This window comes from Clostridium sp. AUH-JLR23, assembly GCF_964238065.1.
Lineage (GTDB): Bacteria > Bacillota_I > Bacilli_A > Erysipelotrichales > Coprobacillaceae > Allocoprobacillus > Allocoprobacillus merdigallinarum.
Genome location: NZ_CAXSKY010000015.1, coordinates 1 through 24,112 on the forward strand (window position 1 = coordinate 1; position 24,112 = coordinate 24,112).

At 30.7% G+C, this 24,112-nt stretch carries 29 protein-coding genes; 4 read left to right on the forward strand and 25 right to left on the reverse strand.

Annotated elements, in window-relative coordinates:
* Positions 1 to 111 precede the first annotated feature (111 nt).
* The 5 genes from ACESR5_RS08345 to cdaA form a co-directional block, all read right to left on the reverse strand.
* Positions 112 to 1,449, reverse strand: a complete 1,338-nt coding sequence (locus ACESR5_RS08345; RefSeq protein WP_373155072.1) for a sensor histidine kinase — start codon at positions 1,447 to 1,449, stop codon at positions 112 to 114.
* 1 nt (position 1,450) lies between these two features.
* Positions 1,451 to 2,107 (reverse strand): response regulator transcription factor, encoded by a 657-nt coding sequence (locus ACESR5_RS08350; RefSeq protein WP_087243008.1) that lies wholly within the window; start codon positions 2,105 to 2,107, stop codon positions 1,451 to 1,453.
* Positions 2,108 to 2,188: 81 nt separating this feature from the next.
* Positions 2,189 to 3,538 (reverse strand): phosphoglucosamine mutase, encoded by a 1,350-nt coding sequence (gene glmM / locus ACESR5_RS08355; RefSeq protein WP_373155074.1) that lies wholly within the window; start codon positions 3,536 to 3,538, stop codon positions 2,189 to 2,191.
* Positions 3,539 to 3,542: 4 nt separating this feature from the next.
* Positions 3,543 to 4,940 carry a YbbR-like domain-containing protein gene (locus tag ACESR5_RS08360; protein ID WP_087297099.1) on the reverse strand — a complete coding sequence of 466 codons (1,398 nt, stop codon included), beginning with the start codon at positions 4,938 to 4,940 and terminating at the stop codon, positions 3,543 to 3,545.
* Positions 4,930 to 5,724, reverse strand: coding sequence for a diadenylate cyclase CdaA (gene cdaA / locus ACESR5_RS08365; RefSeq protein ID WP_087243014.1), 795 nt, complete (start codon positions 5,722 to 5,724; stop codon positions 4,930 to 4,932). The genes ACESR5_RS08360 and cdaA overlap by 11 nt, the downstream gene beginning before the upstream one ends.
* 186 nt (positions 5,725 to 5,910) lie before the next feature.
* On the opposite strand from cdaA, the gene pduL reads away from it, so the two are divergent.
* On the forward strand, positions 5,911 to 6,477 hold the full coding sequence (gene pduL, locus ACESR5_RS08370; protein ID WP_373155077.1) for a phosphate propanoyltransferase: 567 nt from the start codon (positions 5,911 to 5,913) through the stop codon (positions 6,475 to 6,477).
* Between the two features lie 103 nt (positions 6,478 to 6,580).
* Here the strand turns inward: pduL and ACESR5_RS08375 are convergent, their stop codons facing one another.
* The 16 genes from ACESR5_RS08375 to ACESR5_RS08450 form a co-directional block, all read right to left on the reverse strand.
* On the reverse strand, positions 6,581 to 6,955 hold the full coding sequence (locus ACESR5_RS08375; protein ID WP_158095465.1) for an HU family DNA-binding protein: 375 nt from the start codon (positions 6,953 to 6,955) through the stop codon (positions 6,581 to 6,583).
* Positions 6,955 to 7,971 carry a low specificity L-threonine aldolase gene (locus tag ACESR5_RS08380; protein WP_087243020.1) on the reverse strand — a complete coding sequence of 339 codons (1,017 nt, stop codon included), beginning with the start codon at positions 7,969 to 7,971 and terminating at the stop codon, positions 6,955 to 6,957. The genes ACESR5_RS08375 and ACESR5_RS08380 overlap by 1 nt, the downstream gene beginning before the upstream one ends.
* A gap of 8 nt (positions 7,972 to 7,979) precedes the next feature.
* Positions 7,980 to 8,804 (reverse strand): MurR/RpiR family transcriptional regulator, encoded by an 825-nt coding sequence (locus ACESR5_RS08385; protein ID WP_087297095.1) that lies wholly within the window; start codon positions 8,802 to 8,804, stop codon positions 7,980 to 7,982.
* Positions 8,791 to 9,360, reverse strand: a complete 570-nt coding sequence (locus ACESR5_RS08390; protein WP_087297094.1) for a Fe-S-containing hydro-lyase — start codon at positions 9,358 to 9,360, stop codon at positions 8,791 to 8,793. The genes ACESR5_RS08385 and ACESR5_RS08390 overlap by 14 nt, the downstream gene beginning before the upstream one ends.
* Entirely contained in the window at positions 9,357 to 10,199 is an 843-nt protein-coding gene (locus tag ACESR5_RS08395) for a fumarate hydratase (protein WP_373155080.1), read from the reverse strand. Before ACESR5_RS08395 ends, ACESR5_RS08390 begins: the two co-directional genes overlap by 4 nt.
* Positions 10,200 to 10,264: 65 nt before the next feature.
* On the reverse strand, positions 10,265 to 11,089 hold the full coding sequence (locus ACESR5_RS08400) for a MurR/RpiR family transcriptional regulator (RefSeq protein ID WP_087243028.1): 825 nt from the start codon (positions 11,087 to 11,089) through the stop codon (positions 10,265 to 10,267).
* Positions 11,086 to 11,478 (reverse strand): hypothetical protein, encoded by a 393-nt coding sequence (locus ACESR5_RS08405; RefSeq protein ID WP_373155082.1) that lies wholly within the window; start codon positions 11,476 to 11,478, stop codon positions 11,086 to 11,088. Before ACESR5_RS08405 ends, ACESR5_RS08400 begins: the two co-directional genes overlap by 4 nt.
* A 259-nt stretch (positions 11,479 to 11,737) precedes the next feature.
* Entirely contained in the window at positions 11,738 to 12,727 is a 990-nt protein-coding gene (locus ACESR5_RS08410; RefSeq protein ID WP_087243032.1) for a dipeptidase, read from the reverse strand.
* Positions 12,728 to 12,739: 12 nt separating this feature from the next.
* The gene (locus ACESR5_RS08415; protein WP_087243034.1) at positions 12,740 to 12,982 is read right to left on the reverse strand and encodes a hypothetical protein; all 243 of its coding nucleotides are present in this window, start codon (positions 12,980 to 12,982) and stop codon (positions 12,740 to 12,742) included.
* Complete coding sequence (locus ACESR5_RS08420; protein WP_373155084.1) at positions 12,982 to 13,764, reverse strand: HAD family hydrolase; 783 nt, start codon at positions 13,762 to 13,764, stop codon at positions 12,982 to 12,984. The genes ACESR5_RS08415 and ACESR5_RS08420 overlap by 1 nt, the downstream gene beginning before the upstream one ends.
* 64 nt (positions 13,765 to 13,828) lie before the next feature.
* On the reverse strand, positions 13,829 to 14,359 hold the full coding sequence (nrdG, locus tag ACESR5_RS08425) for an anaerobic ribonucleoside-triphosphate reductase activating protein (protein ID WP_373155122.1): 531 nt from the start codon (positions 14,357 to 14,359) through the stop codon (positions 13,829 to 13,831).
* Complete coding sequence (locus ACESR5_RS08430; RefSeq protein ID WP_087297089.1) at positions 14,340 to 16,643, reverse strand: anaerobic ribonucleoside triphosphate reductase; 2,304 nt, start codon at positions 16,641 to 16,643, stop codon at positions 14,340 to 14,342. Before ACESR5_RS08430 ends, nrdG begins: the two co-directional genes overlap by 20 nt.
* Positions 16,644 to 16,750: 107 nt before the next feature.
* Positions 16,751 to 17,026, reverse strand: coding sequence for an HPr family phosphocarrier protein (locus ACESR5_RS08435; protein ID WP_087297088.1), 276 nt, complete (start codon positions 17,024 to 17,026; stop codon positions 16,751 to 16,753).
* 75 nt (positions 17,027 to 17,101) lie between these two features.
* Positions 17,102 to 17,713, reverse strand: a complete 612-nt coding sequence (locus ACESR5_RS08440; protein ID WP_087304116.1) for a tyrosine-protein phosphatase — start codon at positions 17,711 to 17,713, stop codon at positions 17,102 to 17,104.
* 102 nt (positions 17,714 to 17,815) lie between these two features.
* Entirely contained in the window at positions 17,816 to 18,451 is a 636-nt protein-coding gene (locus ACESR5_RS08445; RefSeq protein ID WP_373155124.1) for a GyrI-like domain-containing protein, read from the reverse strand.
* A gap of 88 nt (positions 18,452 to 18,539) precedes the next feature.
* Positions 18,540 to 19,421: a radical SAM protein gene (locus ACESR5_RS08450; protein WP_373155087.1), complete on the reverse strand. Its 882-nt coding sequence runs from the start codon at positions 19,419 to 19,421 to the stop codon at positions 18,540 to 18,542.
* A gap of 456 nt (positions 19,422 to 19,877) precedes the next feature.
* Between ACESR5_RS08450 and ACESR5_RS08455 the strand changes: the two genes are divergently transcribed.
* Together ACESR5_RS08455 and ACESR5_RS08460 are read left to right on the forward strand one after the other, a co-directional pair.
* Entirely contained in the window at positions 19,878 to 19,970 is a 93-nt protein-coding gene (locus ACESR5_RS08455) for a helix-turn-helix domain-containing protein (RefSeq protein WP_373155089.1), read from the forward strand.
* Positions 19,934 to 20,365, forward strand: coding sequence for a hypothetical protein (locus tag ACESR5_RS08460; RefSeq protein ID WP_373155128.1), 432 nt, complete (start codon positions 19,934 to 19,936; stop codon positions 20,363 to 20,365). The genes ACESR5_RS08455 and ACESR5_RS08460 overlap by 37 nt, the downstream gene beginning before the upstream one ends.
* 308 nt (positions 20,366 to 20,673) lie before the next feature.
* Here ACESR5_RS08460 and ACESR5_RS08465 read toward each other — a convergent pair whose 3' ends face one another.
* On the reverse strand, positions 20,674 to 21,051 hold the full coding sequence (locus ACESR5_RS08465) for a DUF3795 domain-containing protein (protein WP_087304127.1): 378 nt from the start codon (positions 21,049 to 21,051) through the stop codon (positions 20,674 to 20,676).
* 161 nt (positions 21,052 to 21,212) lie between these two features.
* Here ACESR5_RS08465 and ACESR5_RS08470 point away from each other — a divergent pair, with 161 nt between their 5' ends.
* Positions 21,213 to 22,070 (forward strand): MerR family transcriptional regulator, encoded by an 858-nt coding sequence (locus ACESR5_RS08470; protein ID WP_087297084.1) that lies wholly within the window; start codon positions 21,213 to 21,215, stop codon positions 22,068 to 22,070.
* 138 nt (positions 22,071 to 22,208) lie between these two features.
* Here the strand turns inward: ACESR5_RS08470 and ACESR5_RS08475 are convergent, their stop codons facing one another.
* From ACESR5_RS08475 to ACESR5_RS08485, 3 genes are all read right to left on the reverse strand, one after another.
* Complete coding sequence (locus ACESR5_RS08475) at positions 22,209 to 22,718, reverse strand: pyridoxamine 5'-phosphate oxidase family protein (protein ID WP_087297083.1); 510 nt, start codon at positions 22,716 to 22,718, stop codon at positions 22,209 to 22,211.
* Between the two features lie 385 nt (positions 22,719 to 23,103).
* Entirely contained in the window at positions 23,104 to 23,625 is a 522-nt protein-coding gene (locus ACESR5_RS08480; RefSeq protein WP_373155092.1) for a MurR/RpiR family transcriptional regulator, read from the reverse strand.
* A gap of 89 nt (positions 23,626 to 23,714) precedes the next feature.
* A complete protein-coding gene (locus ACESR5_RS08485; RefSeq protein ID WP_373155093.1) occupies positions 23,715 to 23,936 on the reverse strand; it encodes a MurR/RpiR family transcriptional regulator in 222 nt (73 codons plus the stop codon).
* Positions 23,937 to 24,112: the final 176 nt, after the last annotated feature.

A 24,112-nucleotide genomic window follows, 5' to 3' on the forward strand; every position in this document is an offset into this window, starting at 1 on the left:
TCTTTGGCTAGTGGTTGGTAGTACGAAACCTCCACAGTGGACTTTCACCACCAAGTTTTATGCCATGCGTGGCACACACAAAAAAAGCATGTCAGTCATAACTGATATGCTTTATTTTTTCTTTTGAAAGATAAAACTTACACCAACATCATGATTCTTTGCAGTCACAGAATACTGGAACATAGAAGCAATCTTACTAACAATAGAAAGTCCTAAACCGAATTGTCCTTTCACTCCTTTAACATATGGATCGAACAAATATGGTAAAGTGGCTTCATCAATATTTTCACCATCATTATATATTTCCAGATAATCTTCCTTAAGCGTAATTTTAATAACAGATTTTGCATAGCGTGAAGCATTTTCAATAATATTTTCTATAGCCACTCGCCAATGTTCCTCATCACCATCAAATTGAACATCTTCTAATTCTGTTTCTAAATGTAAATCTGGCTTCATGAAATCCATCTGCAAAACAATTTTTTCAATTAAATCTTGAATAGCAAAAGATCCTATTTCATTATCTTCACCCTGCAAATAATCCAAACGATTTAAATATAAAAATGATTTGACTTTATGTTCTAAACGATCAGCATTTTCCAAAATAATATCAATAGAACTATCTTTATCTCCATAAGGATAGACATCATCTTTAATACTTTGTGCATAAGTTTGAATAAGAGCGATAGGTGTTTTTAAATCATGAGAAATATTGTGTATCATTTCTTCTTTAATACTTTCCTGTTTATCTAGATCTTCTTTCATTTCGACCAAAGCCTTAGAAACAATTCCAATCTCATCTTCACGATTCATAATCAAATCACTATCTTTTCTATCTTTAATATTATCAATATAATTTTTTATCTTTTTCAAAGGATTGATTAATGTTAAAACCCATAGAATCATCACTAATGCAAAAATAATAAAGAAACCATATTGTATATAAATAATCTGATTACGTAATGAAGTAATCAAGGAAACAGAGTATTCACTATCCACAAGTGAAATCAAATATTTTGAAGTATTATTGATTTTCGTAATCATATAATAGTATGTTCTTTCATCATACTCCCCTTTATTCTTTAAAACTTCCTGATCTGTATTGACAATTTTAGCTAAATCATCTTTAAAGAGATAAGAGTATAAATCATAAACAGCCTGAACACTCCCTATATTAGATTGAACAAAAGAATTATTGGACGTATCATAAATAATATGATAGACCTCTTTTTCCTGTTTATAGGGCATAATATTATTATATATGATAGAATACTGAGAAATTGTTAAACGTTCATACATCTGCTTATCAACAATTGAAGTTACATTATAATCAACAATAGGCATTAATACAGCAACCAATAATAATCCCACAAAACATAATACAACAATCAACTGTTGAACCAACGATAATTTTTTAAAAAAAGATAATTTTGATTTTATTTTTTCCATATTAATCTAATCTATATCCAAATCCATAAATCGTCTTAATATTTAAATCAGGCATCTTTTTTCTTAAACGACGCAATGTATCATCTACAACTCGGTCACTACCAAAATAGTTTTCATCCCAAACTTTAGATAAAACCTGATCACGTGAAATAGCCAATCCTTTATTTTTAATAAAATAAAGTAATAACTCATATTCTTTTGTCGTTAATTCAATTTCAGTATTTTGAAATAAAACCTTTCTTTTTTCTTCATCAATGGCATATCCATCAATATTAATCAAGGCTGGATCATCCTTATAAACACGTTTTAAGACATTATGTATTCTTAAAATCAATTCTTTAATATTAAAAGGCTTGGTAATATATTCATCGCAGCCTTTTTCCAATCCAATAATACGATCAAATTCCTGATCTCTGGCACTCATAAAAACAATAGGCATATCAGGCTTACAAGCTTTGATTTCATTCAGTAAATCAAAACCACTATTTTTATCTAACATAATATCTACAATCCATAAATGGACATCATCATCTTTATGCAAAAAAGCTTCTTCATATGTATAAAAAGAATAAACAATATATCCTTCTTTTTCTAAATAAGTTCTGACAAGATCATTTAAATTTTTTTCATCATCTATGATATTAATACGGTATTTCACATTCCTCACCTCTTTCATTCATTATATACAAAATATTGCCATATAAAATGGCAATATTTTGTGATAATATGTGAAATTATATTATTTTTCTACAGCATACCCTTTTGCTTTGATTGTATTAACAACTTTCAAGACATATTCATGACAGATTTCATCACTTTGTGCTTCGACCATGACTCTTACAACTGGCTCAGTTCCACTTTCACGTACTAAAATTCTTCCTTCATCACCTAATGCTTCTTCAACTTCTTTGACTGCTTTTTGAACATCAGGATCATTTTGAGCTAAAGCCTTATCACTCACTCTTACATTAATTAATAATTGAGGATAAATTTCAACCTGTTCAGTTAGTTGAGCTAATGTTTTCTTATTTTCAACCATTGTTTCCATGATTTTCAATGATGTTAAAATACCATCACCTGTTGTTGCATGTTTAGAGAAAATAATATGACCAGACTGTTCTCCACCAATACAATGTCCATTTTTCATCATATTTTCATAAACATATTTATCACCCACAGCTGTTTTTTCATATTGAATACCAGCCTTATCCAATGATTTATATAATCCAAAATTACTCATCACTGTTGTAACAATGGTGTTATTTAAAAGTTCACCTTTTTGTTTCATTTCTAAACCACAAACATATAATATCAAATCACCATTGACTACACGTCCAAATTCATCTACTGCAATACAGCGATCCGCATCACCATCATAGGCAAAACCAACATCCAAACCATTTTCAACCACATATTTCTGCAAAACTTCAATATGTGTAGAACCACAATTTGTATTGATATTCAACCCATCAGGCTGATTATTAATCACATGTGTTTGAGCACCTAAAGCATCAAAAACACTTTTTGCTATGGCACTTGATGAACCATTGGCACAATCAAGACCAACTTTGATATCTTTAAAAGCACGTGTTGGAATACTCATTAAATATCCAATGTAACGATTTCTTCCCATTGAATAATCAATTGTACGTCCAATCTTATCTTTTGTAGCAAATGGAATAGGATCTGCTAAACCATCAATATATTGCTCGATGAGGTTTTCTATTGTTGCTTCTAATTTATGTCCTTTTCCATTGATAATTTTAATACCATTATCATAATAAGGATTGTGTGAAGCAGAAATCATGATTCCACAATCAAACTCTTCGCTTCTTACTACATAAGAAACAGAAGGTGTTGTTGTCACATGTAATAAATATACATCAGCTCCACTTGCAGTTAATCCAGCTACAAGAGCATATTCAAACATATAAGAACTTCTTCTTGTATCCTTTCCAATCACAATTCTTGCTCGATGAGAACGTGAAAAATACCATCCTAAATATCTTCCTACCTGATAGGCATGTTCTACTGTCAAATCTATATTTGCTTCTCCTCTAAATCCATCTGTTCCAAAATACTTTCCCATTTTTCTAATTCCTTTCTATATTAATTGTAACTTTAGATGATGATAATAATTTCATTGTTAATGTTTCATCATCACCAGCTATTTTAACATTCACCTGATGTGTTCCAACATCCAAACCATCAATATCAATTGTTGCTTGAATATTATCAACTTTTAAAGTATTGATTTTATCCTCGGTTCCCGTTACTGATACTGAAGCATTCTGTCCTTGGCCAGCAAACGAAACCTTATAATCACGCGAATTATTCAACACCTTAATAGGAATGTTATCGAATTTTTTTGTAATGACTTTTTCAATTTCCACACTGACATCAATTGCATCCTGCGAAAATTTATTAATACCTGCTATCTTTTTCAATGCAAGATTCGTCATTGTTGTACTTGATTTTAAATCTGTGATATCAACATCTACTTCAACTTGTTGAATTTCATTTAATTGTTCTTCTAATCCAAAAATTGTAACTTCACTTTGTGACAGTGTATACTGAGATACCTGATATCCCGTTGGCAGGTTCCCTACAAGATTAACATGAATAGGAACTGTCTTACTATAAGATGATACCTGACATGTGACATGGACAGACTCAGGACTCATTTCTACATTTAATTCTTCACCATTACTGTCATAAGCTCTAATTCTTGCATTTTGTTCAAAATCTTCAGTCTTATCAGATACATCAATGCAAGCCTCAACCGTTTCGACTCTAGATAAAGTTTCTTCACTTGCTCGTAACTCTACAGTATCCAAATCCATTTGATTCACACTGACCGAATATTTACTATCCAGTTGATCTTCATTAATAAAACGATATCCTAAATCAAATGTACGCGTTACTTTTTTAGCAAGCGTTACCTTAATTGAACTAGGAATGGATACAACCTGTAACGATTCAGGGAAATTACGTGTTCTTAGATTCAAAACATAATCTCCTTCATCTAAATCCTGCAAATCTAGATAAACCTGATAATCTCTAGAAAAATTCGTTTTATATATATCTAGCGATGGTCCAACCAAAACAACTGATACACTTTCAGGTATGCCTGATGCTTCCAAAGAATCATCAAGATTTTCTACATAAACAGGAACATTTTCTAATGTTGCTCCTGAAGTTGGACTTGTAAGAATATCTTTTCCTGATACACTATAAAATAAAACTGCAGCCATAACAAAAGATAAAATTGTAATTGAGACCTTACTTGATAATATTTTATCTAAAAGCTGATTCATATAGTTATAAAAGCGTGCCCCCGTATCAATAGCTTTCACTTTTTTTTCATTGACACTTTCTTTACTAGATGTATCTTTACTTGTCTGGTCTTTTTCTTTTTCAATAATTTTCAAGAAAAAGTCAGTTGTTGTATCTTTTAAAGGTCTGTTATTTTTTTGATTTCTAGGACTCATGAGCTTGACCTCCTTCATCACTAGATTTAAACCATTGCAATTCATTCACTAATGATGCCCTTAATTCCTTAATAGGAATCTTTCTTAATTCACCATTCGTTGCAAAAGAAATGGTTCCTGTTTCTTCACTGACAACAACAGTTAATGAATCTGTAATTTCACTAATTCCAATCGCTGCCCTATGACGTGCTCCATATTTAGGACTGAGTTCCTTATTTGTTGGTGGATAAAATGCTGCCGCACAGGCTACACGATCCCCCTGAATAATTGTTGCCCCATCATGAAGCGGTGTCCCTTCCCAGAAAATAGTCAAAAAAAGCTCACTACGTATATCGGCATTGATCTTTGTTCCTGTATTGATATAATCAATCATGGATTGACCTCTTTCAAAAGTAATTAATGCTCCTGTCTGCTCTTTTGCAAGAGTCGAAATCGCATCTACCAATTCATCCATCAGTCTTTCCTTTTCATCATTACTTATTTCTTTTTTAACTTCTAATTTGGTTTGTCCCATCTTTTCCAGCAGAGTTCTAATTTCTGGCTGAAAAATAATAATAATGGCTAATACACCCCAATTAATAATACTATCAACAAGATAATTAAGTGTCGTTAATCCAAGCAAACTTGTTAATACTTTGACAATCAAAATAAAAAGAACACCTTTAAATAATTGCATGGTTTTCATATTTGTCTTAAACATTGAAATTAAGTAATATAAAATAAACCATACTGCAATCAAATCTATCGCTGATCTTATAAAATTTATCACAACACTAAGATTCAATCTTTATCACCTACATTTCTTTTTTATTATATCAGTTTTCCATCAAAAGTAAAACGTTACCTTTTTCATTTCCTGAAAATCTATATCTTCATTTTGTGAACTTCATATTTTTTATCAAAAAGAAACAAATTCCTTTGCAAACACACAAAAAAGTTGTAAGATAAGTATGTTATAGGAGGATATTTTATGGGAAAAACAATTTTAGTCGAAACTTCTGCTAGACATGTACATTTATCACAAGCAGATTTAGAAACTTTATTTGGTAAAGGATATGTTTTAACAAACAAAAAAGATTTATCACAACCTGGACAATTTGCCTGTCAGGAAAAAGTCACTGTTATTGGTCCAAAAGGCGAAACAAAAATGTCTATTTTAGGACCTACACGTGCTCAAACTCAAGTTGAAGTCTCTTTAACAGATGCTAGATCATTAGGAATCAAAGCATTAATTAGAGAATCTGGAGATATCGAAGGAACTGCTGGATGCAAATTGGTTGGTCCTGCTGGTGAAGTTGAAATTTCTTGTGGTGTTATTGCTGCAAAACGTCACATTCATATGACAACTGCTGATGCCCAAGAATTTGGAGTACAAGATAAAGATGTTGTCAGTGTTGAAGTGAAATCAGCTGACCGTTCACTTGTTTTTGGTGATGTTGTCTGCCGTGTCAGCGATAGCTATGCTTTAGCAATGCATATCGATACTGATGAATCAAATGCTGCTGGTGCACCTTGCGAAGGAATCATTATAAAATAAAATAATACCTATAAAGATTAATCAAATCTTTATAGGTTTTTTATTATTATGTTGAATCATTTCTTAAAATAAAAAAAGCTGTCATCACAGCTTTTTTATCTCATTATTTACCATTAACAACATTCTTTAAAGCTGAACTTGCTTTAAATGCAGGAACTTTACTAGCAGCGATTTCCATTGTTTCACCAGTTCTTGGGTTACGTCCCATTCTAGCTTCTCTTGTACGAACTTCAAAAGTTCCAAAACCTTTTAAAGAAATCTTATCTCCTGCTTTTAATACATCAGTTAAAGTTTCTAAAAAAGCATTAATTGCAGCTTCAGATTCTTTTTTTGTTAAACCTGATGCTAAAGAAACTTTTTCTAATAATTCATTTTTATTCATACTATAATCTCCATTTCTATGTATATTAGGGTATTCCCTAGAGCTTATTATAATACAAGTCTCATGTCTTGTACAGTGCAATCGTCTATCTTCCATTAAAGATTTTCAATAAGCGAAACAAACGATAATACAGCTTCTTGAGAAGTTGCCCATGAAGTGACAATACGTACGCGCTCACCACCAGGAATAGCTCCCATATGCGTCACCATAAACTCTTTTTCAATAGCCTCTAAAGCATTTTGTGGTAAATCCACAAAAATCTGATTAGTGGCAGAAGGCTCATAAAGTGGAATTCCTTTTTTAATCAATGCCTGACGTATCATATCAGCCATTCGATTTTCATGAAGACCAATATCTTCATATAAATGATCTTTAAACAATTCATAAAATTGAATGCCCAACAATCGTCCTTTTGCTAACATAGCCCCTTTATTTTTCATATGATAACGAAATTGAGGTTTTAAATCATCATGAATAATAACGAGAGCTTCCCCAAACAAAGCACCCATTTTTGTTCCACCGATATAAAAGGCATCAACATATTGTGCAATTTCTTCAAGTGTTGGAGCATCTTGTAAAACCAGAGCACTTCCAAGTCTTGCTCCATCTAAGAATAGATATAAATCATATTTTCTCGTGACTTCATAAAGTGCTTTTAATTCATCACGCGTATAATAAGTTCCTAATTCTGTTGTTTGAGAAATATAAACCATACGAGGTTGAACCATATGTTCGTCTGTATGTTGCTGACAAATGTCTTCAATCATTTGACATGTCACTTTACCATGGACATGTGGACGTGTTAAAATCTTATGTCCTGCTCCTTCAACAGCACCCGTTTCATGAACCTGAATATGTCCTTCATCACAGGCAATAACAGCCTGATAATGTTTCAAAGCATATGAAATCATTAACATATTTGTTTGTGTTCCACCAACAAGAAAATGAACATCAGCCTGTTCATTATGAATACGTTCTTTAATGACTTTTTGAGCCAGATGACAGTATTCATCTTTACCATAACCAACAGTCTGAATCAGATTTGTCTGATTTAATGCTTCTAAAATCTGAGGATGTGCTCCTTCACTATAATCATTTAAAAAACTATACATACTTTCTCCTATTCTCGATATAACAATCCATATCGAACATATATTAAATTCAGTAAACTTAAAAAATTCATTGTTCCCTGTAATGAAGATTCACTGTATTGACTTTCAGTACCATCAATACGATAAATCCAATCTATATCATCATTTTGATATGTCTGATTCATTGTTAATAATAAAATCTTTGGATGATGTTCCTTAATTTTATCTATTAATGCTTTCATCAGCTGTTCTCTGGCACGAACAGTAATAATAATAACCAGACTATCTTTATCTATAATATCCAATCTTTGAATTTCATCACCACGTTCAACAAACGCATAAACAAATTTACGATGTTTTAGCATCTTCATTTGAAAATCATTAGATATAATCTTGTTAAACTGATAACCCAACATATGTACTTTTTTAGCCTGGTATATCATTTCACAAATACGATCAATATCTTTCATATCAATAGATTTTTCAACAAGTGCCAAAGACTCCATTGCTTCATGATACATTTTCTTTTTTAAATAATCAGGATCTTCCGAAACTTTTTGAGCATCCTGAGTTGATAAATGAATTTCATTGCGTGCAATTTCTAAAGCGATAGCAATTTCGTTTTTAAAATTCACAAAGCTTTTACAATTCATATCTTTACAAAAACGTGAGATCGTTGCTGGAGAGGTATAACAAAGGTCTGCCAAATCATTAATACTGATACTTGGAATCTGATCTATATGAGTTAAAATGGTATGAGCAATCGCATAATACATGTCTTGAGGTGAAGAAACATTCACATAAGACATCAGAGTATATAAAATATCAACTTCATTATAATCATGAATTGTCATGGTTATGCTCCTTTAAATACTGACTTCTACCCATTTCATATAAATCATGTCCATAGCAGTCAATCACAACTGTTAAAGGTAAATCTTTAACTACTAAACGACGAATAGCTTCAGGCCCTAAATCCTCAAAAGCAATGACTTCACAAGATTGAATACATTGTCCAATATAAGCGCCTGCTCCTCCAATTGCTCCAAAATAAATACTCTGATAGTCCATTATAGCTTGTTTGACATGATCTTGACGGTAACCTTTACCAATCATTCCACGCAAACCTAGCTGCATAAGTGCTTTCGCATAAGCATCCATGCGTCCAGATGTTGTCGGTCCCCCACTGCCAAAAACATGTCCTGGTTTTGCTGGAGTAGGTCCAACATAATATATAATTTGATCTTTAACATCAAAGGGTAATTCCTCTCCCTTTTCTATTAAAGCCACCAAACGTTTATGTGCCGCATCTCTGGCAGTATAAATAACACCTGATAATAAAACCTGATCGCCAGCTTGCAAGGCAAGAGCCTGTGATTGCGTCAAAGGTGTTGTCATATGTTTGATCATAAAATAACCTCCTTATGTCTGGCAACATGACAGCAGATAGAAACAGCAACTGGCATTCCTGCAATATGCGTTGGATATGTCTCAATATTCAATGACAAAGCTGTTGTTTTCCCTCCATAGCCAGCTGGTCCAATACCTAACTGATTAATTTTTTCTAATAATTCTTCTTCTAATTGTTGATATCGTAAATCACTATGATGTGTTCCTATATCTCTGAGCATCGCTTTTTTCGCAAGATATGTGACATAATCAAAAGAACCTCCAATACCAACTCCAATCACCATAGGAGGACAAGCATTAGGTCCTGCTTCTTCAACAACTTTTAAAACAAAATCTTTAATTCCTTCTACCCCATCACTTGGTTTGAGCATTTTGACCTGACTCATATTTTCACTACCAAAACCTTTTGGAGCAACAATAATTTTCAATTTGTCACCTTCCACAATTTCATAGTGAATCAAGGCAGGTGTGTTATCTTTTGTATTGATTCGATCAAAAACAGGATCATCAACAACACTTTTTCTTAAATATCCTTCCTGATATCCCTGTCGAACACCTTCCTGTAAAGCATCCTGTAAAGATCCCTGCACATGAACATCTTGTCCTATTTCAACAAATAAACAAGCCATCCCTGTATCCTGACAGATAGGAACTGACAATGATTGAGCCATTTTTGCATTTTCTTTTAAAATAGATAATGTCTGTTTAGCCAATTGACCATCTTCTATTTGACTTGCCTGATCAATCGCATTTCGAACATCTTGAGGCAATTGATAATTAGCCTCTATGCATAATGTTTTGACTGTCTGTATAATATCTTCCTGTTTTATTTCCCTCATGTTTTCACCTTCTTTTATTATGTTTATTATATATAATTTTCTATCCTACCACAAGAAAAAAAGAATTAAAGAAGATGCCCCTTTAATTCTTGAAGTGAAGGATAATATAAACAATAATATCTCAGTGACATAAGTTCTACTGCAGTTAACAAACTATGTTTACCTGTTTTTCTGTTTTTAGATTGACCTAATACTAACTTATGATGAACTGGTATTTTTAAATCCAACTGTGGATGACAAGTCATCAAAACAACCTGACATCCTGATTTTTTTATATACTGTAAAATCTTTGCATTACTGTTTGCGAAATATCCATTAACAGTCATAATAATTGCTACACTGTTTTGATTTAATTGTTTTGCACATTCTAGCTGTCGTGAAGAATCCATATATGCCATTGTAAACTTTTCTAACATCAGTAAATCTGTTTGTAAGTGTAAAGCTGCACTTTGTGAAAATTGTGTACCAAAAAAAGCAACTGATTCACTATCATGAATTAATTTTAAGATTGCATCAACTTCATTCCAATCTAAAAACTTTGGTAAGTCAGAAATGTATTGAATAACTTGTTGGATATATTGTTGCGTTGCCTGTAAAGGAGAATCCTTCATTGTTTCAAGTGAAATATTAATAAGATTATTGAATTTTTTATCATGTGAATGGAATGTATAACATTCCTGTTTAAGATGCGCAAAATTTTCATAGCCTAAAGCACGACAAAAACGTGAAATCGTTGCTGGTGAAACAAAACATTCTGCGGCCAACTCACTAATACGCATATTCGCAATACGATAAAAATTATTAGCCATGAACCAGGCAATATTATAATTGGTATCATTTTCTTGAGCTGTATCTAAAAAGATAATCAGTCTATAAAACAAATTCTTCACGATAAATCCTCCTGTAATACATAATGTCCAGACAAATCAGCACTCAAATAATTTTCTTCATCAGTTGTTTTCACAATAACATAATCCTTGCCAAAAGTAAATGTCAATTGGCAGTCTTTTTGATGAGATAGTATACATGTTGCCTGTTGATGAGAATCATCCTGATAAGTAGCAAAATCCCCGATTCCAGATTGATTGAGTTCAAATTCAAAAGTAAAACCCTTTTGCTTTTCATCGTTTTCATAAATATATAAAAGATAATCATGATATTGATAAATTTTTCTATCAAGTGGTTTTTCATGAGATTGAGATGATAGAGGTTGTGAGGAATGAACTTGACAACCTACCAACAAAAACACACATATCAAAAACATTACACACTTTTTCATAAAGAGCTAACCTCCATATTTCGACTTTATATGATTATATCACAAAATGATTTATGAAATATAGTCCCATTTATGTAACATCAAAAACAATCACATATTTTTTGACAATTGCATGAAATTTTATACAAAATAATGTGTTAGATTATATGTGTAGTCAAAAATAATTTGTTTTCCCTTCAAATTTGACTACTTCATGATATCCTTTCCCAAACTGATATCAAAAAAGCAGATGAGGACTCCCACCTATCTGCTTTTTTATTTACTGAAGAATATCTTGATAAACTCTCAAAACATTTTTAAAGAATATTTTTTCAATCTCCAACGATGATAATCCTGCTTCTTTTAATGCCTGTTCTAACTTTGGAAGATAAGAGGCATCTTTTAATTCTAAATATGGTGGAATACCATCAAAATCACTTCCTAAACCAATACAGTCAATACCAGCTAAATTTTTAATATATAAAATGTGTTTGACAATATCATCTATTTTTGATAAACACTTTTCTTCATCATTTTCTGTTAAAAAGTCAGCAGCATAATTCATCCCCATGACTCCACCACGACTTGCGAGTTTTAAAATCATCTCATCAGTTAAATTACGCGCATGTGGACAAACACTTCTCGCATTGGAATGTGAAGCGACAAACGGTTTAGTAGTCAAACGATAAACATCTTCAAATCCAGCGTCTGAAAGATGTGAAACATCAATAATGATTCCTAAACGTTCACATTCTTGAACATATGCCTTGCCAAATTCAGTTAAACCATTTTTTGTATCACAGGCATGATAGCCATGATTGTCATCATCTCTTGAAAAATTAGGATAACCTATACCATTAGAAAAATTCCATGTGAGCGTAATCATGCGCACACCTAAATCATAATAATGTTGTAAATAGTGAAGATCATTTTGTACAACAGCACCCTCTTCAAGCGTTAACATAGCACTCATACGATGCTGATTCATATTATTGATAATATCCTGATAATTTTTAATGACGCCTATCATATCTGAATACTGATTCATTTCATGATAAAAAGTGTCTATCAGATCATGCGCATATTGAAAAGGATTATCAGTTTTATGCAAAGGTGTAAACATGGCAAAGTTTTGTAAAAGGTAATCACCTTGTTGCATTTTTTCTAAACTTATATTCAGGTTATTCTGTTTTAATGATATATCTTGATTTGATTGTCTTTGTAAATATATCTCAGAAATTGTATCACAATGCATATCAACAACTTTCATTTCCAATCCCTCCTATGAAAAATAAATTTCTGTTGTCTGATATAATTTTGTGAGTGATTGTGTTTCTTTAAGCCAGTCTATTGCTTCATTTATTTCTTCTGGCGTTAATTCTACAATTCCATAAGTCGCCAGCTGACAAATATCATAGAGACTTTGCCATAAATCATCAAAATCATGTGTTTGTTCATCAGCCTGCTCACTTTCTAAATATGCGCTCATTTGATGCGCTTTTTTTGTTGCTTCTTCTTTTGTCATTATAACTCTCCTTCTTGAATCAATCCCAGTTGAAGACATGCATAATATATACCATCTTCATCAATAGATTTTGTAATAAAAGTAGCGGTAGATTTTAATTTTTCATTTCCTTGCCCCATTGCTACACTTTGAGAGGCATGTTTAAACATATCGACATCGTTTAAAGAATCTCCAAAAGCAATATATTCCTGAAGTCCTAATAAATGCATCAGTTTTTGAATTCCTGTTGCTTTTGATAATCCAGCAATTGTAATATCAGCATATGTAGATTCTCCAGGCAAAACATGAACTCCAGATACTTTTTGAAAAGGTGCATAATCATAGCCAAGTGGTCCATATACAATCATCGCATCGACTTCTTGACCACAATATGTTCCTACTGGAGGAATCTGATTTTGAAAATATCTTTGTGTCTGCAAAACATATTCATCAGGTTCCTTAGAAATAATACGTTGCTTAGATTTTAATGTCACAGCATAATTATATTGTTTCGCTATAGATAAAACTTCCTGTACGGCCTGAGGATCCATGGATGCGTGAAAAATTTCTTTTTTATAGGCATCTAAAACAACCTGACCATTATTACAAACAAATCCATCCCATTCAAACATATCCATAAGTCCTGTTCGTGTTAATGAATCAATTCCTCGCCCTGAGGAAATAATCATATGATATCCATTTTTCTTTAATAGACGTAACGCCTTTTGTGTTGATAACGACACTTGATGATGAACATTATCTCTTAATGTACCATCAACATCAAAACATAATAATGGCTTCATACTTGTCCTCCTTGTCTTTTTTATTATACAGTAAAATAACTTTTATAAAAAGAAGAGAATTTATTCAATCAATAAATTCTCCATATTCACTCACCTTTTGTTCATAAACACGTCCTTGTTGGAGGCTTTTATGAATGTCTATGATTCTTTGATTAGATGAACCTTTATAAATCAATTCTAAACTACGTAGTGATAATACAAAACGTCCATCTACCAATGTATCGCATAATGATAATAAATCAATGGCATCCTGTCCAAGTTTAAGAATGTCTTCATAGACATATCCACTATAAATCATAATATGTAAAGAAGTTTGAGCTTTGATTTGAGAAACCAATATTTTCAAAGGATTCACTTGTAAAAATGGTTCACCTCCAGAAAGGGTTATACCATCTAAAAGTGGATTACTTAAAATATCAGCAACAATTGTTTCAATATCTTCTTCATATCCACCATTTATATCCCAGCTTTGAGGATTATGACAGCCAGGACAATGATGTAAGCACCCTTGTGTAAATAGAGTATAACGTAAACCAGGCCCATCTACAATTGAATCATGAACAACACCATATAGTCTAATCTTTGTTGATTCCATGTTTAACACGATCTTTTTCTTCTGCTCTTTTGGCATCATTGAAACGATCAAGCGTTCCTACAAGATAACCTGTGATACGTCTAATTCTTTCAAATTCTTCATGAGGTGCTTCTTTACGACCACATTGAGGACAAACATCATTAATAATGCCATTATATCCACAAACAGGATCACGATCAACAGGATGATTAATAGCCCCATATCCCATATTGGCATCATGCATAGCTCTTACAATTTTTTCAAAAGCTGGTAAATTCTTTGTTGGATCACCATCCATTTCAATATAACTAATATGTCCTCCATTTGTGAGTTCATGATAAGGTCCTTCAATTCTTATTTTATCAAAAGCACTGATTGGATAATAAACAGGAACATGAAAACTATTCGTATAGTATTCTCGATCTGTGACTCCTTCAATCTTTCCATATAATTGTCTATCTAGTTTTACAAAACGTCCTGATAATCCTTCTGCAGGTGTGGCAATTAAAGAAAAGTTTAAATGATATTTCTGACAGGCTTCATCAACACGACGACGCATATGCGCTACAATTTGTAATCCCAAAATTTGTGCCTTTTCACTTTCACCATGATGATAACCAATCAAAGATTTTAATGTTTCGGCTAAACCAATAAATCCAATCGTTAAAGTCCCATGTTTTAATACTTCTCTGACTTCATCTGTTGATTTTAATTTTTCTGAATCAAGCCAAACACCCTGTCCCATTAAAAATGGATAATTCATCACACGTCTTTTACACTGAATTTCAAATCTTTCTAATAATTGATCTATACATAAATCTATTAATTGATCCAGCTTAATAAAGAATTCATCAATATCACCTTTTGATTTAATCGCTAAACGAGGTAAATTAATAGAAGTAAAACTTAAATTCCCACGTCTTGGAGAAATCTCACGAGTTGGATCATAAATATTACCCATAACTCTAGTACGACATCCCATATATGCAATTTCTGTTTCTGGTGTTCCTTTATAATATTGTTTATTAAACGTTGCATCAACAAACGAAAAATTAGGAAATAAACGCTTTGCTGAAACACGACATGCTAATTGGAATAAATCATAGTTAGGTTCACCTTTTTGATAATTAATGCCTTCCTTAACTCTAAATATCTGAATTGGAAAAATAGGTGTTTCTCCACCACCCAAGCCTGCCTCCGTTGCAAGAAGGACATTACGAATAGCCATTCTTCCTTCAACTGATGTGTCCATGCCATAATTCAATGAACTAAATGGTACTTGTGCTCCTGCACGAGAATTCATCGTATTTAAATTATGAATTAATGCTTCCATAGCCTGATATGTTTCTTTATCAGTATCCTGATATGCTCTTTCACTTGCAAATTTTTGAATACGCTCAATAATTTGTGGAGATATATGATTATGCATCAATACATCTTTTTCTTCTATAGCATAATTTTGACAACTTAAAGAAGGCTGATGATTTAATGATTTCAACTGTGCCATAACATCTGCAACATTGACATCAGTTAATAATGTTAATGCTTCTTCAATAGCTTTCAAATACCACTTACGATATGATTTTTTAATTCCTTCAGCCATTCCGTAATCAAAATTCACAATAGCCTGTCCACCATGCTGATCATTTTGATTAGATTGAATCGCAATGCAAGTTAAAGCAGAATATGTCGTAATACTATTAGGTTCACGCAAAACTCCATGACCAGTTGAAAAACCACCTTTAAACAAATCAATAATATCTATTTGGGTACAGGTTGTTGTCAATGTCAAAAAATCCATATCATGAATATGTATATCGCCAGAACGATGTGCTGCACTATGTAAAGGATTTAAAACAAACATCTCATTAAACTGTTTGGCTGCTTCAGCCCCATATTTTAACATTGTTCCCATTGGTGCATCAGCATTCACATTCGCATTTTCTCGTTTTAAATCACTATCCTTAGCATCCTGAAAAGTAATTTCTTCCAATGTTTTCATTAAACGTGATTTTCGATCTCTAGAGCGTGTACGTTCAGCACGATACAAAATATAAGCTTTTGCAATACGTACATACCCTTTTTCTATTAATGTTTCCTCTACAGTATCCTGTACCAGCTCTACTGTTGGCAATTCTGTATGACGATCCTCTAATTTCTGCTCTACAATATGTGCCAAATGAATAGCTGCATCTAGACCATATTTCGCTTCTGTTGCCTGAAACGCCTTATAAATAGCTCCTGCAATTTTATTGACATCAAAGACATCCATACGTCCATCTCTTTTTCTAATGTATTGAATCATGAATCAAACCCCCTTTTGTTTAGTATCTCACATCTATTCGTTTTTCTCAAATCTTTTGAATGATTCCCCTTACAAAAAAGGTATTCATCACTGAATACCCTATATAACTATTCAATTGTTGAAATTCCTAATTCATTAATTTTATCTTTAATTATTTCAATTGCTTTTTTTTCATCTTCACCGTCAGTAACAATTTCAACTTGTGCTTTCGTTGGAATTCCTAAAGATAAAACTCCCATCATACTTTTTAAATTGACACTTTTATTACCATAATTTAATGTTACATGGCAATAAAACTGTTTCACAGTATTAACCAATTCAGTTGTAGGTGTTGCATATAAACCAACTGGATCTGTAACAGTAAATTTTAAATTTTGAGCCATATCAAATTCCTCCTTTACTCATACTATTATTATAACATAAAGATATTGGAGATTCGAAAAAATATGACTCTTCAATTAAAAATTATTTTCCATTTTTTTAATCATCTGTAAATCATATTGCTGTTCAAAATCTTCTAAAAATCGTTCTATATATTCACGTCGTGGTGTAATCACATTCATATCTATATGAGGATGATTTTGAACATACATTTCTAATCTTTTTTGTAAATTATCTTTGGATATCAAATAATCCTCAACAATACTTTCATGATCCATTCCAAAATAAAGCATTAAAATAGCTGACACAATTCCTGTGCGATCCTTACCGGCATTACAAAAATAAAGGACATGTGTAGAAGCATGAAGCATCATGTATATGATTTTCCACATGTTTTCATCTACCATATGAATATATGATAAACTGACTTCTTCAGGAGTACGTGGAATATGATTGCCACCCGTCACTGGTGTATGATGATAAATAAAACGTGTATCGTTTTCAAATAAACTTGGTTGCTTGAAACGTTCATTTTCACTGCGTAAATCAAAGATAGTACGTACATTATGATGAATGAGCCATTGTATTTCATCTTCAGTTAACTTTATAGGTACATCACTTCTTATAAAACGTGTATCATTTTTAAATAACAACCTTGTATTACACGTATTTTCAAATAGCGAACTCATCTATACACCTCCTTTCATGTATATAACTTTTCAATGATAAAATTTATAAACATCTTTTCTTATTTTATCTAAAACTAATCAATCCCTATCACTATATATCTTTTATAACTTTTTCTTGATAGGATGTCTAATCACTGTTTTTAATTTTTCAACCTTTGCTTTTCTAGGATCACTTAAATAAATTTCATGATGAAATCTATGATCATGAATATCCAGCTCATAACCCATACTTTCCATATATTCATGCATCAGTGATACAGTTTGAGGTTCATTATCATAGCTGCCAATATGCATACACTGCACACACAACCCTTCATCATAGGTTAAAAATTCCACCCTTGAAAAATCTTGTTTCTTTTTTTGCGTTGCTGTATGGATGGCCCAATCAAAATCTTCCTTTTTGACAAAATCTGGTAATCGAATCAAAGAAATAAATTGCAGATCATCTTTTCTTTGATAATCCATTCCTTTGACTCCTTCCTGCCACCAGAAACCTTCCAATGGTGGAACAACATATTGAAAAAAGCCATCTATCTGATACGAACTTTTATAACTCATTTTAATTGTATAAGCTATATTATATAAAAGACTAATGGTTTGTTGATAATCTCCATTTTTATCATTAGGATTTCCCTTCCCTTTGACTGCCAGATAATTCATTGGAGGTATTGTTATAATATTGGGTTTCTTTTTAGGCATATAGAATTCCTTATATTCTTTTTTATAATCAAAAGTCATCATTTCACTTCCTTTACTTACAAATCCTATTTTACCATGAATATTTTTTATAGAAAATAACATAAATATTTCTTCATTCTTACATCTTTTATAAGTCTATATCAAATAAGCTCAATTGAACATTTTTCGTTTTATCTTCAAATTTCTTTAAATACTCAAATATCTGTTTATTATCATGTATAATGCCATGTTCCTCACACATCTGATGAAAAATCTCCATTAACTGATGATTCTTTAAACTATAAAGTTGATATTGATTTCCATAAGTTCGTATATATTTTTCTTTCATATGAGGAAACAAATGATCTAACTGATTGTAAAAATATTCTCTATTATCTTCACGAAGTGTTAACCACATCCCAAAGCAGATAACACCATAAACCTTGGCTTCAATACAATCATTTAAAATACTTATAATATTTTCTTTCGTATCATTAATAAATGGAAGAATTGGGCAAAGCCAGACAACTGTTGGAATACCAGCATCACGAAGTTGCTTTAAGACTTCCACTCTTTCACGAGTTGTACTGACGTTTGGTTCAATCATTTGACATAAATCTTCATCATAAGTTGTTAATGTCATTTGTACAACACATTTTGTTTTATTATTAATCGCTTTTAATAAATCTAAATCTCTTAATACACGATTAGATTTTGTGATGAAAGTAAAACCAAAACCATACTTATACGCTAATGATAATGCCTTTCGCATATGACCTATTTCATTTTCAAGAGGAATATAGGGATCTGTCATAGAACCTGTACTCAACATACACTTTGATCGTTTTCTTTTTAGAGTCTGTTCCAGCAATTCAATAGCATTTTCTTTAATTTCAATATCCTCAAAATCATGTTCCATACGATAACAATGACTTCTTGAGTCACAATATATACAGCCATGAGTACATCCTCGATATAAGTTCATTCCATTTGACGAAGATAAAATCCCTTTTACTTTTTTATAATGCATAAATATTTTCCTTTCATATATTGTTTTTGAAAATTCATCACATTTTTTAACATTATCCTTGATGTCAAATATTTATCTAAAAAATATAGTTTTTTCATAATGAATCTATTGAAATTATATCAAATAACCAGTCATAACGTATATTTATATTTTGACATTTATGAAATCTTAGTTTTTTAAAGAATAATAATCAATGATTCAATCATCTGTAGAAACATTTGTATAATAATAATAAACATCTAAAACTTAGATATATTTATTTTTTCATTAACTATCGCACTAAACCGAGAGAATTAAGCTGATTATTTCACTCATAAGAACTTAAATTCCACTCATTCTACTTTCCGTTTCTATACTTACACTTTGAAATGTTTTATAATTCAGTTAGGAGGAGGTTTTAGATATGGATATAAAAAAAGTAGAAAAATTTATTGCATCTTGTAGAAAAGAAAAAACATGACTCAAAAAGAATTGGCTGAATTAATTGGTGTTACAGATAAATCAATATCCAAATGGGAAAGAGCATCAATTTACCAGATAGCTCATTGATTATTCCTTTATGCCAATGCTTAGATATAGAAATACAAGAATTATTGTTGGGAGAATATTGTGAGAAAAAAGATTTATTGAATGAATCTAATGAATTAATTATTGATTTAATGAAAGATAAAATCACTGATCAGGAAGCTTTTATGACATATAAATTTATTCTCTTTTTTATCGTGATTCTACCATTGTTCTTCATTGTTATAGTTAGTCTATTCCCATATTTAGAAGGATTTATATCTTTTGGTGTTATTTGGGCACCATTTACTCTTATCTTTGGTTTGATTAAAATGATTGAAGGAATTATAAAACATAAAAGTTATTTTGGATACTTTGTTATAACATCAATGAGTTTATTTACAATTATCATCTACTTCCAAACACTTGCACTGCTTTAAAAATTCTATTTCATGAAAATATAGATAATAATAAACCCATATATATCCAATAACTAAAAAATCAAATGAATGAACCCAAAAATATTTGGCATATGATTTTATACAAATATTCAAGAAATTAAATCTCAATGACAGCATAAAATAATTCTTATGGATTACTGAATTTCAATACAGACCATAAAAGTAATAGTCATTTTCAAATGATAACCACGTTTAAAAGTATGGAAGCTCTCTTATTGTTATACTATTTTTAAGGTTCCATTTTATGAATACGTGGTTTTTATATACCCATTTTTTTATTATGTTAGCTATTTTCTACCATTTTTTATAAATTCTATTATTTCATTTTCTGTGTCAAATTGATCATAATCTCCTATATGCTTATTTTGATAATGATATACAATTCCCTTTTTACAATTTTCTTCCAAATGCTTTTTTAAATCTTCTTCTCCATATCTTTGAATATATTGACAAAATGTTCTTATCCTTAGTTTATGTAAAATACTATCTTCACACGGAAAATCTGGACATTCAAAACAATACTTATAATTTTTAGATGTACAGCATTGATAGTTTTTACAAGCTTCCTTTTCAGGACAGCCTCCCTTTTTGCAGCCAACACAATTTGGATTATCCTGACAATAATCACAAGCTAATCCACAATAGCCAAATCCTTTAGAACTCATAAGAATCACTTCCATTTCATTTATAAAAATATCATAACACATTTTTAAATATCTTGTTCATTGTCACACAAATGAAAAGAGTATTAATTTTTATAGAAAAAAATCTTGACAGTATTGCTAGCATATAGTGTAAAGTAAAATTGGAAAGGAAGAAAAAAACTATGACAACACATGAAGTCGAAGAAATGTTAGGTATCACAAAACAATCATTAATCTATTATGAAAAAGAAGGTCTTATTCATCCAAAAAGAAATGAAAATAATTATAGAAATTACATGCAAAAAGATATTAATATTTTAAAAACAATTTTATTATTACGTTCTATGGAAGTATCCATAGATGATATTAAACTTATTTTCAACAACAAACTCTCTATAAGAGAAGCACTAGAATCAAAAAAAGAATTTATTTCTAACTCTAAAAAGAAGTTAGAAGACATAGACAAAAAAATAAATGATTATATTAAAAGAAGAAGAGTGAAAGTGTCATTTGATAATCAAACTCTTGATCAATGGAAAGGTTATGATACTCTCTATCTTAATGATGATCATATAAAATATAATGAAGTGATTGTCCCTTTATCTCAAATACAACAAATAAACATTTCCATGTATAGTTCTATGTCAGTAGGTCATGCAGGTGTTGGCGCATATGGAATAGGCGGAGTTTTCTTTCAGTATTTTATTGATTTAGATATTGTGACATTAAATGATACATATTCATATTCTATTTTAAATAATAAACTTGTCGTTGATATGTTTGATTATATTCTAAAAAATAACATTACAGTCTATGATCCACTTCACCTTATTGAACTTTATCATGAAAAACATGATCCTGTTGCTTTAAATAATTATATTAATAATCATTTTAAAGATTGGGCAAAAAAATATCATTTAGATAATCCTAGAGATAACTTTGCATATTACAGTGAAGTCTATCAAAATAAAGAAAAAAATGAGAAAAAAGATATCTTTGGTTTAAAGATATTAAAAAAGGCATTAAAAAAGAAATACTAAATAGAAAACAATCACCTTTATATGAGTGATTGTTTTTTTATCAAAGTCATTTTATTTATAAATAATGATTTACAACTTTGTTAAGAGACCCAAAAAATATGAGGATGTTTTTATTTTTGATTTCATATATCAAGACTTTTATTCTAACGAGATATGTCTTTTTGTCTTTTCTTCAGGATGAATATTATTTCTTCTTTTTCCTACCATATCCAAAACTTTTAATCTAAAGACTGTTGTCGCCTTCATAAGATTTGTATTAAATTGAAATTCTTCATTATGATAATGTTTCATTAATATTTTTAATGCTTCAAATTTATCCTCATCTTCTACAAATTCAATTTCTCCATGACCAATTACACTTGCATATCCCATTGTACATGACATTCTTTCATCATAAAGAATAATATTATGTTCACAATCCATTTCAAAAGTAGCCTTATTGTTTTGTTTAATCAAGTCTAATTTTTTTCCTTGATTAGCACAATGAAAATACAAATACAATTGATCATCTTCTTTATCTACACCAAAATTCAATGGGACGATATAAGGATAATCTTCATCAAATAATGCCAAACGACACACATCACACTTATTGATAATATTCATGATTTCATTAAAATCTGTTATTTCTCGATCTTTTCTTCTCATAATACTTCTCCATTTGACTTAATAACTTCTTTACAGCGATAATAAAACTCAATTTCTACATAATCTAAATAATAGTTTCTCAGGATACACTCTATGCTTTAACCATCATTACATCAGCAATACATAACCCTTTTGACGTTTCCACAATAACATATTTAAACTGATATGCATCTAAGGTCCCACCCCCATAAAAATTCTTTCTTAAAACCATGTATAATTTCTCCTTTTCATAAAACTGTTGACATATTTATCATACATTGTTTTTATAATTATACAATACACAGAAATGATTATGGAATATTGCTACAAAATTGATAATCAAATCCTTTTAAAAATGTTACATTGTAACAAAAAAAGCAGTCAGAGCTGCTTATAATCTGTTTGATTACACCTTCTTATCAAATAGCGACCCATAAAGCTGATCCACTTCTTTAGCTTGTTGTAAATTGTCTGAAATGATAATACTGTATATCAGATCAAAAATATACTTTAAAGAAATATAAAAGACCATATCCTTTAAGCTTTCAAATTCATCATGAATCATACCATGTAACAAAATAGCCTGCTTTTTTGAAAGAGGATTTTCTTTATGACTTGTAATGATAATAAAAGGAATTTTTCTTTTGATCAAAATATCAGCAATATTTAAAAGATGTTCATTTTTGCCATTTTTACTTATCATAATGACTGTATGATGAGAATCCACATTCAAACTCAGCCATAACTGTTTATCCCTGTTTTGGTAAACCGTTGTTATTTTTCCTGTACTCAACAATAAATGACTAGCATATTCACCAATGCAGGCATTTGTATCATTAGCAATAATATCAATATATTGATTCTGCGAAATATGGAACATAACTTCTTTTAAAGTATCTACTGAAAGCATATGCTTTGTCTGATTCATAATACCCACTTCAATTTCAGACAACTTCTCCTTAATTGAAAATAAGCTTTCATGAGATAAAATTTCCATATCTTTCAAATAATATTGATTTAAAAAAAATGAATATGAATTTTAAAATCATTATAACTTACAAAACCAAGTTTTTTTACGAATCTTACAACAGCTGTTGCACTGGTGTATGTATTTTTAGCAAGTTGATGCGTAGACAGATGAATCACTTCATCACTATGATCAATAATATATTGAGCTAAATATAAATCATTATCATTCAATTTATAATCTTGTGCTATTTTTTCTAAAATCAGACTCATAAAGCATCACTTTCCTCTTCTATTTTCAATTTATTGTTTATAAAACTCATGTTTATGATACATTGATTATTTCATGAAAATAACTATTTCTATATTTTATAAAAATATTATACCATACTTTTTAATTTCTCGTTTATTTCCTGTTAAAGTAAATACTTCTATTTGAGAAATGATAT